This is a genomic window from Aquimarina litoralis (assembly GCF_019295435.1).
Taxonomy (GTDB): Bacteria; Bacteroidota; Bacteroidia; order Flavobacteriales; family Flavobacteriaceae; genus Aquimarina; species Aquimarina litoralis_A.
On the sequence record NZ_WEKL01000001.1, the window covers coordinates 247,470 to 261,139 of the forward strand.

General features: G+C 32.2%; 13 protein-coding genes. 7 read left to right on the plus strand and 6 right to left on the minus strand.

What is annotated here, in order from left to right; genetic code table 11:
- Positions 1–95: 95 nt before the first annotated feature.
- On the plus strand, positions 96–551 hold the full coding sequence (locus GBO31_RS01155; protein ID WP_219006463.1) for a DinB family protein: 456 nt from the start codon (positions 96–98) through the stop codon (positions 549–551).
- On the opposite strand, the gene GBO31_RS01160 is transcribed toward GBO31_RS01155, so the two are convergent.
- Positions 546–1,235: a DUF3298 and DUF4163 domain-containing protein gene (locus tag GBO31_RS01160; RefSeq protein WP_219006464.1), complete on the minus strand. Its 690-nt coding sequence runs from the start codon at positions 1,233–1,235 to the stop codon at positions 546–548. The genes GBO31_RS01155 and GBO31_RS01160 overlap by 6 nt on opposite strands.
- Positions 1,236–1,487: 252 nt before the next feature.
- Here GBO31_RS01160 and GBO31_RS01165 point away from each other — a divergent pair, with 252 nt between their 5' ends.
- The 6 genes from GBO31_RS01165 to GBO31_RS01190 all read left to right on the plus strand — a co-directional run bounded on the left by GBO31_RS01165 (position 1,488) and on the right by GBO31_RS01190 (position 10,280).
- On the plus strand, positions 1,488–2,627 hold the full coding sequence (locus tag GBO31_RS01165) for a cystathionine gamma-synthase (protein WP_219006465.1): 1,140 nt from the start codon (positions 1,488–1,490) through the stop codon (positions 2,625–2,627).
- 103 nt (positions 2,628–2,730) lie between these two features.
- On the plus strand, positions 2,731–4,074 hold the full coding sequence (gdhA, locus tag GBO31_RS01170; RefSeq protein ID WP_219006466.1) for an NADP-specific glutamate dehydrogenase: 1,344 nt from the start codon (positions 2,731–2,733) through the stop codon (positions 4,072–4,074).
- A gap of 123 nt (positions 4,075–4,197) precedes the next feature.
- On the plus strand, positions 4,198–6,480 hold the full coding sequence (locus GBO31_RS01175; RefSeq protein ID WP_219006467.1) for a two-component regulator propeller domain-containing protein: 2,283 nt from the start codon (positions 4,198–4,200) through the stop codon (positions 6,478–6,480).
- Positions 6,480–7,199 carry a DNA repair protein RecO gene (recO, locus tag GBO31_RS01180; protein WP_219006468.1) on the plus strand — a complete coding sequence of 240 codons (720 nt, stop codon included), beginning with the start codon at positions 6,480–6,482 and terminating at the stop codon, positions 7,197–7,199. Before GBO31_RS01175 ends, recO begins: the two co-directional genes overlap by 1 nt.
- A gap of 3 nt (positions 7,200–7,202) precedes the next feature.
- Entirely contained in the window at positions 7,203–9,611 is a 2,409-nt protein-coding gene (locus tag GBO31_RS01185) for a TonB-dependent receptor plug domain-containing protein (protein ID WP_219006469.1), read from the plus strand.
- A gap of 15 nt (positions 9,612–9,626) precedes the next feature.
- The gene (locus tag GBO31_RS01190; protein ID WP_219006470.1) at positions 9,627–10,280 is read left to right on the plus strand and encodes an HAD family hydrolase; all 654 of its coding nucleotides are present in this window, start codon (positions 9,627–9,629) and stop codon (positions 10,278–10,280) included.
- Positions 10,281–10,285: 5 nt separating this feature from the next.
- On the opposite strand, the gene GBO31_RS01195 is transcribed toward GBO31_RS01190, so the two are convergent.
- The 5 genes from GBO31_RS01195 to GBO31_RS01215 all read right to left on the minus strand — a co-directional run bounded on the left by GBO31_RS01195 (position 10,286) and on the right by GBO31_RS01215 (position 13,654).
- Positions 10,286–10,786, minus strand: a complete 501-nt coding sequence (locus GBO31_RS01195) for a nuclear transport factor 2 family protein (protein WP_219006471.1) — start codon at positions 10,784–10,786, stop codon at positions 10,286–10,288.
- Positions 10,787–10,792: 6 nt separating this feature from the next.
- Positions 10,793–11,374, minus strand: a complete 582-nt coding sequence (locus GBO31_RS01200) for a hypothetical protein (RefSeq protein WP_219006472.1) — start codon at positions 11,372–11,374, stop codon at positions 10,793–10,795.
- Positions 11,375–11,522: 148 nt separating this feature from the next.
- Positions 11,523–12,251, minus strand: coding sequence for a LytR/AlgR family response regulator transcription factor (locus GBO31_RS01205; protein WP_219006473.1), 729 nt, complete (start codon positions 12,249–12,251; stop codon positions 11,523–11,525).
- Between the two features lies 1 nt (position 12,252).
- Positions 12,253–13,278: a sensor histidine kinase gene (locus tag GBO31_RS01210; protein WP_219006474.1), complete on the minus strand. Its 1,026-nt coding sequence runs from the start codon at positions 13,276–13,278 to the stop codon at positions 12,253–12,255.
- Positions 13,279–13,309: 31 nt separating this feature from the next.
- Positions 13,310–13,654, minus strand: a complete 345-nt coding sequence (locus tag GBO31_RS01215; protein WP_219006475.1) for a DUF4907 domain-containing protein — start codon at positions 13,652–13,654, stop codon at positions 13,310–13,312.
- Between the last annotated feature and the right edge of the window lie 16 nt (positions 13,655–13,670).

The following is a 13,670-nucleotide window of genomic DNA, read 5'->3' on the forward strand; positions in this document are numbered from 1 at the left end:
TTTGGCTAAAAATTAAGAACATTCACTAGTTAGAGCGTAGAATGACTTAAAACAATTTTGAAAATAAATAAACCAGTATTTTAATAAAAGAACGAATGAAGGATCAATTAGAAATTACAAGAACGAATAGAAGATTACTAAATAAAATCATGGATAATTATTCGTTAGAAGATCTTAATAAAGTTCCTGAAGGGTTTAAAAATAATTTGATCTGGAATATAGCACATGTTGTGGTTACTCAGCAATTATTGGTATACAAATTAAGTGGTTTGCCTATGATGATTGATGAAGAAATGGTTGCTAAGTATCGTAAGGGAACTAAAACTGAAGGTTTCGCAGATCAAGAAGAGGTTGAAAAGGTTAAAGAGCTTATGTTTAGTACACTTGATCAAACAGAAAAAGATATAGATGCAGCTATTTTTAAAGAATATAAAGAATATCCTACCAGCACAGGTTTTGTATTAAAATCAGCCGAAGATGCGATGGGTTTCAATAATTTTCATGAAGGAATACATCTAGGATACGTTTTAGCCTTAAAAAAATCGTTATAATATTTTTTCACTTATATAATAAGACGCTTCTTCCTTAGGAAGTTTTAATTCTACAGGACCATCTGCATAAGAGCTAATCTCATATTGATTATATAGTAAAACTATATGATCTTGAGTAAATCCAATATTAGAAGGAAGATAAAAAGTATCATTTTCAAAAAAGAATCCAGTACTGTTTATAGATTGGCTTTTTGGGATAGCGTGGGTATCTCTAAATACCTTTTCAGCAAATGCTTGAAAACCTCTATGATCTTTGATGATTTCTTTGATTTGAATCACATTACCTGTTTTTATATCTAAATTTAGATAATTAGAATTACCGCTTCCGTGTGCTCCTCCAGTAAAAATATATGATTCAATAAGTACAGATAGTAGGTCGTTATTTTGGAAGCTGATATCGCAATTGATGCTAGCTTCATAAGGAATGATTTCTTCAGGAAATTCTTTTTTAATTTCTTGATAAGAAGTATTAAAGCTTTTTAGAGCATCCTCCATATTGCTAAGAGATTTGTTTTCATCCATATCTAAAATGGAGGAAGCTTTCTGTTCTATTTGCTCATTTATCCTTAAAGAAATGTCGTCATCAGCTAAAGACTCTAGGAGCAAAACTTCCGTAATTACACAATCTGTGTTTTCACAATCTAAATAATCGTCTATGCTCACAATTTTTTTCTGGAAACTCAAAGGTTCATTCTTTTTACAACTATAGAAATAGCAAAGAATTGTTATAAAAAAAATGATTTTTATTGGAGTGTTAGTTTTTCTGTTAATCATCTACTAAAGGTATTCATTCAAATATGATTAGAACGAATTTAATCATACATTTGTTCAGTTTTTTAACACATTACTGTGCAAGTTGATTTTTTCGATACGAAAAAGTAAAACTTGATTACAAAAACGTCAAAAAATTAAGAAATATTACTAAAATTTAAACGTGTGAAATTTAATACAAAAACAATACATGGTGGCCAAGAGCATGATCCTGCATATGGAGCGGTAATGCCACCGATATATCAGACTTCTACTTATGCACAGACTACACCAGGAGGTCATAAAGGTTTTGAATATAGTAGAACTCATAATCCAACTAGAAAAGCTTTGGAAAATGCTTTTGCGAGTATAGAAAATGGCAAACATGGTTTAGCGTTTGGTTCGGGATTAGCAGCAATTGATGCTGTGATTAAATTATTAAAGCCTGGTGATGAGGTCATTTCTACGAATGATCTATATGGAGGAACTTATAGATTATTTACGAAGATTTTTGAAGATTTTGGAATAAAATTCCATTTTATTGGAATGGAAAATGCCAATACTATTGAAAATTATGTTAATGATAATACCAAACTGATTTGGGTTGAAACTCCAACAAACCCAATGATGAATGTAATAGATATTAAAGCCATTGCAGCAATTTCCAAAAAACACCATCTTTTATTGGCTGTTGATAATACATTTGCTACACCTTATTTACAACGACCTCTAGATCTAGGTGCCGATATAGTAATGCATAGTGCAACTAAATATATTGGTGGTCATAGTGATTTAGTAATGGGAGCTTTGATTGTAAAAGATGATGAAATTGCAGAACGCTTATATTTTATTCAAAATGCTAGTGGAGCGGTTTGTGGTCCTCAGGATAGTTTTTTAGCTTTAAGAGGTATCAAAACGTTACATGTTCGAATGCAACGTCATTGCGAAAATGGAGAAGCAATCGCTCGTTATCTAAAAAATCACCCTAAAATAGAAAAAGTATATTGGCCTGGATTTGAAGATCACCCTAATCATGATGTGGCAAAAGATCAAATGGATGGTTTTGGTGGAATGATATCATTTGTTACCAAAGACAGCAATTATGATGAGGCGATAAAAATAGTTGAAAATCTTAAAATATTCACCCTAGCGGAGTCTCTGGGAGGAGTAGAGAGTTTAGCTGGCCACCCTGCAAGTATGACACATGCTTCGATACCAAAGGAAGAAAGAGAGAAAACCGGCGTAGTTGATTCTTTGATTCGATTGAGCGTTGGAATAGAAGATGTCGATGATTTAATTGCAGATTTGGAACAAGCTATCGGATAGTATGTTATTAAATTCAAAAAAATATAGGTATTATTTTGATAATATGATATATTTGACAAGTTAAATTAACCATTAAATAAGAATCTTTTAATCCTATTAACATATGCAAGCAAAAATAGATGCATTTATGGACGAAGTAAGAGCTCGTAATTCTCATGAGCCTGAGTTCTTACAAGCGGTTCAAGAAGTTGCAGAAACTGTAATACCGTATATCGCTACACAAGAAATATATAATGGAAAAAACATTCTTTTAAGAATGGTTGAGCCTGAGAGAGCTATTATGTTTCGCGTGCCTTGGGTAGATGATGAAGGAGAAATACATGTAAATAGAGGATATAGAATTCAAATGAATTCTGCTATTGGACCATATAAAGGAGGGTTACGTTTTCATCCTTCTGTAAATTTAAGTATTCTTAAATTTCTTGCCTTTGAACAAGTGTTTAAGAACAGTCTAACAACATTGCCAATGGGTGGTGGTAAAGGTGGATCTGATTTTGACCCTAAAGGAAAATCAGATGACGAAATTATGCGTTTTTGTCATAGTTTTATGAGTGAGCTTTTTAGACATATTGGACCAGATACCGATGTTCCTGCTGGTGATATTGGAGTAGGAGGTCGTGAAATTGGATTCCTATTCGGGATGTACCGAAAAATGCGTAATGAATTTACAGGAGTACTTACCGGTAAAGGAATTACTTGGGGTGGATCTTTAATACGCCCTGAAGCAACTGGATATGGAGCGGTTTATTTTGCTCAAAATATGCTAGCTACTAAAAATGATTCTTTTAAAGGAAAAGTAGTTACCGTTTCAGGATCTGGAAATGTAGCGCAATATGCAACAGAAAAAGCAACGCAATTAGGAGCAAAAGTAGTTACTTTATCAGATTCATCGGGTTATATCTATGATAAGGATGGTATTGATGAAGAAAAATTAGCTTTTGTAATGGAGCTTAAAAATGTCAAAAGAGGAAGAATCAGCGAATATGTTGAGAAGTACCCTTCTGCGGAGTTTCATAAAGGAGAAAGACCTTGGAGTGTGAAATGTGATATTGCGCTTCCATGTGCAACTCAGAATGAACTTGATGGAAAGGATGCAGCGCAATTGATTGCGAATGGATGTAATTGTATTAGTGAAGGAGCGAACATGCCAAGTACTCCAGAGGCTATTGCTGCTTTTCACAAAGCACAAATATTTTTCGCACCTGGAAAAGCTTCTAATGCAGGAGGAGTTGCGACGTCTGGTCTTGAGATGACACAAAACTCCTTACGTTATAACTGGACACGTGAAGAAGTAGATGAAAAATTAAAGCAGATTATGGAGGATATTCATTCTGCTTGTTTAGAGTATGGAACTGAAGATAATGGCTATGTGGATTATGTAAAAGGAGCAAATATTGCAGGTTTTGTAAAAGTTGCAGATGCTATGTTAGCACAAGGAGTGGTTTAAATTTTAATAATCATTATATCAGAAGCCGTTCTCACTGTATTAGAACGGCTTTTTTCGTTATTTGAAAGCAATAATTAGTATTTTAGCGTGTTATCAATGCAGAGTTAATATCACTCAAAAATTATGCAATATCTCAAATTATCAATACTTCTAATTTTTCCATTATTTCTTTTTTCTCAAGATTTTAGTAATCAATGGACCGGGCATTATTCTTATTTTGAGATTAATGATTCTTATGCAGCAGAAAATCAAATCTATGCAGCATCCGAAAATTCAATTTTTATTTTCGATACAGAGACAAATAATTCTGAAACTTTTTCAACGGTCAACGGTTTATCTGGAGAAACAATATCTTCTATTTATCATAGTACAGTGTTTGATATTACTGTGATTGGTTATGATAATGGTCTTTTGGAACTGATTTTAGATGATGAGGTTAGAACGTTTATTGATATTGTAGATGCTCCAACGATTCCGCCAACAGAAAAAAGAATAAATCATTTTTTCGAAAATGGTAATAACTTATATATAGCTACAGAATTCGGAATTGTAGAGTTCAATTTGGAAAGAATTGAATTTGGAGATACTTTTTTTATTGGTCCTGGAGGGTCGCAGATAAATATTTCTGGAACTGCTGTTTCAGGAAATACTTTATATGCTACAACTTTTAATAATGGAATATTTGTAGCTGATATTACGAATCCAAATTTGGTTGATTTTAATCAATGGGCCAATCCTATTCCAGGAAGTTTTAGAGGAATTATACCATTTAATAATCAAATTTTGGTACATCAAAATTTGGACTTAATTCGAAGTTTAGAAAACAATGTGTTAACCGATGTGTTAACTACGCCATCTGAAATTAGGGATATGTATTCGGACTCTGAAAACTTAACGGTTTCTTTGAGTGATAGAGCTTTAGTTTTTGATACAAACTTTTCAGAAGTAAGTTCTGTATTAAGTACCACAAATGATTCTTTTTCTCTAAATACATCGGTAAGTGTAGGTAATACTATTTATTTAGGAACGAGTATTAGAGGATTATTAGAGGTAGATCTAGGTAACCCAACAACTAAAACTTTGGTTTCACCCGAAGGTCCATTAAACAATTTTGTGTTTGGATTGGAAGCTTTAAATGATAATTTATGGGTAGTATTTGGGCAATATGATGTGAGTTTTAATCCGTTCCCATTACAAAGAAGAGGTATCAGTAAACTTACTTCAGAAGGTTGGTTAAATATCTCTAGAGATGATGTTTTAGGAGCTACCTCATTATCTCATATTTCCATAAACCCAAATAATGAAGATCAGGTTTTTATTAGCAGTTTAAAAGATGGATTATTAGAAATCAATGATAATACTGTTACCAATTTGTATCAAGTATCTGATGGGTTTGAGGCCTTTACATCAACTGTAGCGGATGGAGATTTTATATTTTTAAATGGTTCGGTATTCGATAATGACGGAAATTTATGGGTCAATAATTCTAGAGTTGATAATGGTTTGAAAAGGTTTTCTCCAGGAGCTACACAGATCTTGAATGTAGATTTGAGTGAGTCTATATCAGATGCCAGATCAAACCTTGGATTCTCAGATACGGTAATTGACAGAGATGGAAATTTGTTTGTTGGAGGTCAAACATCGGGTGTAGTTGGGTATAATCCTAATACAAATGATCAATTTCAGTTGCTGGGAGAAGCAGAAGGTTCTAACCTGCCTAGTAACTATGTACTGGCGTTAGAAATGGATAGAAATAATCAATTATGGATTGGTACTTTTCGAGGAATTAGAGTTTTATTTAATCCTTCTGGAGCATTTCAACAAAGTAATCCACAAGCAAGTCAGATTATTATATTAGATGATGAAGGTGTTCCACAAGAATTGTTATTTGATGAAACTATCACAGATATAGAAGCTGATGGATCAAATAATAAATGGGTGGCAACAGCATCTTCAGGAGTGTTTTATTTTTCTCCTGATGGACAGGAAACATTAGCACATTTCACGGAAGACAATTCTCCCTTGCCTACAAATAATGTTAGAGATATTTCGATTGATGATTCTACGGGTTCAGTATATTTTGCCACAGGAAAAGGTTTACTAGAGTTTAAAGGTACAGCGACTGGACCAGAAAGTAATTTGGATAAAGTTGTGGCGTTTCCTAATCCTGTGAGACCTGGTTTTAATGGACGTGTTACGATTAGAGGATTGACAAGTCGAGCAAATGTGAAAATAACGGATATCGAGGGGAACTTAGTATACGAGGAAGTAAGTGAAGGAGGAAGCATCCAGTGGGATACTACTGCTTTCGGTAGGCATCGTGTTGCATCTGGAGTATATTTAATTTTGGTTACTGGAGAAGATCAAGCAGAAACGACTGTTTCTAAGCTTTTGATTGTAAGATAATGACTGTACAAACTCCAGCTATAGTTATTCATTCTTTACGATATGGTGAAAGTGACCTGATTGTCTCTTTGCTAACCAAGACAAGTGGATTAAGATCATATCTCCTTAAAGGTGTTCTTAAATCAAAACGAGGAAAAATTAGAGCTTCTTTATTTCAGCCTTTAACTTTGCTAGAAATTGAAGCTAACCATAGAAATAAAGGAACCTTAGAAAGAATTAAAGAAGCCAAAATCCTGGTTCCTTATAAATCTTTACACACTGATTTTGTTAAAAGTTCTCTAGTCTTTTTTCTTTCCGAAATATTAAAAAATACAATTCAGGAGGAAGAAGTAAATGAAGAATTATTTCATTATTTAGAAACTACTTTTCTTTGGCTAGATGCGCATCAGAACATAAGTAATTTTCATATATCATTTTTGATAAAGCTTATGCAATTTCTTGGTTTTTATCCAGATGTATCTAATATTTCTTTAACGGTTTTTAATATGCAAGATGGCTGTTTTCAAAATGATAGCTCTAATATTTATTGTATGGATGGACAAACGGTTTCTTACTTTAAAGAGTTTTTAGGCACGACATTTGAGGAGAGTATGGATATTAAATTGTCCAGAATGGCAAGAAATGAGATTCTTAGCATGTTATTAGTATATTTTGAGCTACATTTGCACGGCTTTAAAAAACCAAGATCACTTTCAATTTTGAATGAAATTTTTAGTTAAGTAATGCGCTTATTTTTCGTTGTTGTATTTACCTTATTTTTTATCATGGATGGTGCTGCTCAAAGTATTACGGTACTTAGTAGATCTAATAATCAGCCTATTCCAAGTGTTACTATACACAATAAAGCGAAATCAAAAACAACAATCACTGATTTTGATGGTGTAGCTGATATTTCTGCTTTTTCAAAATCTGAAACATTGTATTTTGTGCATATATCTCACATTACTTCTTCTGCTACAAAAACTAAAATACTTGCTTCTTCTAATATTGTGTATTTGGATGTTGATGAAAATCAATTATCAGAAGTTATTATTTCGGTTTCTAAATGGGAGCAAGATAAAAAAGATGTAACTCAAAAAATTGTTAGTATTGCTTCGGATGAAATTGCTTTTTCAACTCCGCAAACTTCAGCGGATCTTTTACAAAATAGCGGTCAGGTTTTTGTTCAAAAAAGTCAGTTAGGTGGAGGAAGTCCTATTATTAGAGGGTTTTCTACTAATAGATTATTGCTTACAGTCGATGGGGTAAGAATGAACAACGCTATTTTTAGAGGTGGAAATGTTCAAAATATAATATCTATCGATCCTTTTACTGTTGATAGAACAGAGGTAATTCTTGGACCTGGATCTGTTGTTTATGGAAGTGACGCGGTGGGAGGTGTTATGAACTTTTATACTCCACAACCAAAATTTGCCATTAGTGGTAAAAATAAATTAAGTGGTAATGCTATAGTGAGATATGCAAGTGCGAGTAATGAAAAGACCGGACATATTGATTTTAATGTAGGTTTAGAAAAGTGGGCATTTTTGACAAGTGTGAGTTATACCGATTTCGATGATCTAAGAATGGGTAGCCATGGTCCCGAAGACTATTTACGAACTGAATTCGTAGAGACTATTGATGGAGTTGATACTGTGATTGAGAATGATGAACCTGAAAAACAGGTTTTTACAGGGTATGATCAAATTAATTTTTTACAAAAAGTTCATTTTATCCCAAACGAAAGATGGGATATTAATGCGGGATTTATTTATACTGAAACTTCAAATTACCCAAGATATGATCGATTAATTCGACGCACAAATGGGAATTTAAGATCTGCGGAATGGTTTTATGGGCCACAAATATGGTTAATGGGAAATCTTCAACTTACCAACAAGTGGAAGAATAAAATGTATGATAAATTAAAGTTTACTGCTGCCTATCAAAATTTCCAGGAAAGTAGGAATGATAGAGATTTTGGAGACGTTATTTTAACCCGTACAAAAGAAAATGTTGACGCGTATTCTGCAAATTTAGATTTTGAAAAAAAATTTGACGATAAGACAACGATACATTATGGTTTAGAATATATATTGAACCAAGTAGGTTCTGAAGGTTCTGAACTCAATATATCGACCAATGAAATTGCTGCTGCACCATCTAGGTATCCGGATGGATCTACTTGGCAGTCTATAGCTGCGTATGTTGGTCTTAAAAGTAAGCTAAGTGAACAATTAAGATTTCAAGGAGGATTGCGCTATAATAGGATTATTTTATATTCTGAATTTGATCATAACTTCTTTGATTTTCCATTTACTGAAGCTAATTTAGATACTGAAGCATTTACAGGTACTGCAGGTATTAGCTGGCTTCCGAATGATATACTCCATTGGAAATTGAACTTTTCCACAGCATTCAGAGCACCGAATATTGATGATGTAGGAAAGATTTTTGATTCCGAACCTGGATCTGTTGTAGTTCCTAATCCCGATTTAGAACCTGAATATGCTTATAATGGAGAGTTAGGTGTAACTGCAAATGTGGGTAAACATTTTAAGATTGATCTAGCAACGTATTATACACAGCTTGACAATGCTTTGGTGCGTAGAGATTTTGCTCTTAATGGAGAAACTGAAATTTTGTTCGGAGGTGAATTAAGCAATGTGCAAGCAATACAGAATGCAGCAAATGCACAGGTTTATGGATTTGAAGCAGGATTTCGCTATAATTTTGCTAAGAACTTAGATCTGGCTGCTAAATATACGTTTACAGGAGGAGAAGAAGAGTTAGATGATGGATCAATTTCGCCATCTAGACATGTTGCGCCACAGTTTGGAACTACTAACCTGACCTATGCAAATGATAAATGGATGGTTGATGTGTCTGCTATTTATAATGGTCAGTTTGATTTTGAAGATTTAGCACCATCTCAGCAAAATAATGCTTTTTTGTATGCATTGGATGAGAATGGTAATCCTTATTCACCTTCTTGGTATACACTCAATGTGCGTTCCAGATATCAATTCACTAAAAGCTTACAGGCTACTTTTACGGTGGAAAATATTACAGATCAAAGATACCGACCGTATTCGTCAGGTATTGCTGGAGCTGGTCGAAACTTTATTGCTTCCTTAAAATATTCATTGTAAATCAAAAATACATTCTTGAGCGATACATTATATATATTTGATATAGATGGCACTTTAACGGATAGTGTTCCTATGTATCTTATGTCTGTTACTAAAGCTATGCAGGCTTTGAATATTATTGATATAGATACAGATTATAACAACTACAAGCATCATACGGATAGCTATGCATTACGTTACAATTATGAACGTAATTTTGATAAAAGTGTTCCGGTTGATTTATTAGATGAATTTGAGCACCATTTGATAGTTGCAATGAATGAATTTGATCCTGTAAAGGAGATCAAAGGAGCGAAAAATTTAATAAACCATTTTAAAGACCATCAAATACCATTTTGTTTTGCTACAGGAGCATTGCCCAAACCAGCATTTTTAAAGTTAGACCAATGTGATATTTGGTATGATGAAAGGTTATTAGCAACTTCTAAAACTCATGAATCTAGAGAGGGATTCGTTATGGATGCAATAGAAAGAGCAAAGTCTTTTTATGACACATCAGGCTTTGCGAAAATAGTGTCTCTTGGTGATGGACTTTGGGATTTAAAAACTGCACAAAACCTTTCTTTAGATTTTATTGGAATAGGAGAAAAGAATAGAGAGAAATTAATGGATAACGGGGCTACTCAATGTTATCCAAATTTAGAAGACTTTCTTACTTCACTGATTTAAAAGATTTATTGAGCTCTTAATTTTTCCATTAAGTCACTATCAAACGTTTTTTTAAGTGCAGTAGTTTCCTTTACATTTTCATTAGGTATTGCTATGGATAATACATAGTGTTTAACTTTCCAGCCTGTATTTGTTTTTTCTAATATTCCACTACCTCTACATATACCCATTTGAGTATCCAATAGCTCATCAAACCATGCTAAGTTGGATTTTGATTGGGTGAAGATGTTTCTTTCAAGCGTACTAAAACTCCATGCTTTTCCTTTGTCAAAATAAGGCTTTGAAAACGCTTTAAAAGATGCTAAATCCCAGTTTTCTGTGGGATCAGTACCTATAAATATGGCGTCTTCTGTCATTAATCCAAAATACGTGTCAAAAGAGGCGTCAGCGGCTGCTTTATGCCATTGTTCTAACACTTCATTGATATCTTGTTTTGCTTCGTTTTTTTGCTGAGCAAAACAGTTTAGTGATATCGATAAAAATAAACAGACAATAATTTTTTTCATAATAAGCTATTCTTCAATTTCTATAATATCTTCTTCAGGATTTTCGATAGAATCTCTCAAAATATCTCGCTCTCGTAATAGTTCTTTTTCTATATTTTCAGGAATGGCAAGAGATAATTCATTTAGCTGAATAACAAGGCTGTTATATGCTGTAATTAACCTAATATTGGCGTTGATTAGCTTTTGAGAATCCGGCGTTTTATTTTCACTTAATTGTAAAAGTAAACCCGATTCTGTAGCTAAAACGGCTATACGAGAAATAATAGTATTTACTTTAAGATCTTCAGAAATATTTTCCTTGAAGTTTAACACCATTAAATTCATACTATCAGCATACTTTTTAACATAAAATGGATTAGATTCTTTCATTGATATAACCAGATTTTTAAGATTCTGGAAATCTTCGAAACTTTCTAAATCTTTAGAAGCTTCTGGAGATAACTTTAAAATATCAATAGTCGCTTTTTCTTTAGATAAACTATCCAATTGAACAATATCATTTTCCTCTTGAATGGTATTGGTATTTTCTTTTTTACAACCAGAAAAGAAAATGGTAAGTAAGCATAATATAGAAAGCAATAATCTCATTGTATGGTTTTGAATAACAGACCAAAAATAAACAATATCGTTGCAACTAAAAATTAAAAACCTTATGGATATTTGCCTGCGTATTAAAACTACGATTAATACATTTTCGTTCTAATAAATATATTCCAAAATCAGAGTTTAGGTAGTATTATATTCCAATTCTTTTAAGAAAATCAGCCTTGTAACTGTCTCCAATCGGAATTCTAGTCTTATCAATAATCACTTTGCTTTTTTGGACAGTTTCAATGTGGCCTATATTTACAATAAATGATCGATGAATTCTTACAAAGTTGTTTTCCGGAAGCTTGGCTTGGATATCTTTAAAGCTCATTAAGGTAAGAATAGGTTTTCCGGTGTTAGTATGAATTTTTAAATAATCTTTTAGGCCCTCAATATATTTAATCAGTGCTAATTCTATTTTGATGTTTTCATATTCGGATTTCACAAAAATAAATTGATGCGGAGCAGTATTTGATTGGGTTTCTTCTTTTTTAGAAATTGATATAGGGGTAGAGTTTTTTTTTAGTTCGAAAATTTCTCTTGCTCGATTTACAGCTTTAATAAATCTTGGAAAAGGAACTGGTTTTACTAAATAATCTACGGCATTTAGCTCAAATCCTTCAATAGCATATTGGGAATACGCTGTTGTAAAAATAAAAAGCGGTTTATGGTTAAGTGCTTTAATAAATTCGATACCGTTAATTTGAGGCATTTCAATATCAGAAAAAACAAGGTCGATATTATGACTATTTATAATATCTAATGCTTCCAACGCATTCGTAAAGGTTCCCACTACTTCTAGAGTTCCTAAATCATCACAATATGATTTTATGATGTTTAGTGCCAATGGTTCATCATCTATGATAATACACTTCATTTTATTGTAGTGTTAGTGTTAAATCAACTTTATAATAGTTTTCTTCCTCTTTAATATATAGCGTATGCGCATCTTTGTATAAAAGCTCTAAACGATTCTTGATATTTGTTAGCCCAATTCCTGAAGAGTCTTCATTTTTCTTATACGTTCCTATGATATTATTTATGGTTACTTTAAGAGTATTCTCTTCAACTTGAATTTTGATATCAATAATGGTATTTCCTTTAAAATCTGTTCCATATTTAAAAGCATTTTCAATAAAAGAGATCAATAGCAGCGGATATATTTTTTTATCTTCATAATTTCCTTTTATTAAAAGTTTTACATTTTCGCTATTTGCAAGTCTTAATCGTTGTAAAGAGACATAATTTTTTATGTATTCAATTTCTTTTTTCAGAAAAACTATTTCCTGATTTGCTTCATATAGCATGTATCTCATTAATTCTGACAAAGTGATTACTGCCTCTGGCGCTTCATTTGATTTATTACGAACTAATGAATAGACGCTATTTAAAGAGTTAAATAAAAAATGAGGATTTAATTGAGTTTTTAAAAATCGAAGCTCATTTTCTGTTCTTTTTGCTTCTATTTCTTTAGCAGTTTGTTCTCTTTTATAAAAATCCACCATGAGACTAAATATACCTCCTAATAGGAAAAAGGCAAATGAGAAAATTGCGGGGATGATATATTTTAAATTTTTGATAGGACGGTCATTTTCCAACTCTAAATACTTATCCAATTTTTCTAATGGAGGGATGGGGTAAAAATTTCTTAGTAAGTAATTAAAAGAAACTAAAACTCCTATAGACACTATAATATATAAGAATATTTTTTTCTTTAACAAAAGCCTTGGAACAAGCACTAAATAGTTTATATAAAATAGACAAGCGCTACTAAGACCTCTAAAAATAAAATCTATTCGTATTTCTTCTAATTCGGGAATAGCAATTATTATAGGCAGTGTAAAAAAACATAGCCAAATAATAATATGGATCCAAATTTCATTAATCTTATAGCCTTTTTTCAATAGAATTACTTTTTTGTAAGGATTAAGATAGTTATTTTTTGAAAGTGATATCATATTGGTTTAATTCATTTATTGATATCGTCGGGATAATACCTGATTTTAGTTTACGAATTACTAAGAGCCCAATTTTTTCGGCTTCTTCTTTGGTATTGAAATATTGTATTTTTGAAATACCTGGAATAGTTTCTTGTTTAATAATTAACTTGTTCCTTGTATATATTTCGTAATACCAGGTATTTCCTGAGAGCTCTTTTAGTCTAAGGGTATATATATACTCATTTTCGTTAGAAACTGTTTTTTGAGTAAGTAAAATTAATAGAACTGCACTGGAAACGATTAGTGTAAATGTAATTGAATATCTAAGAAACTTTTTCATAGTTTTTAAAATAGAT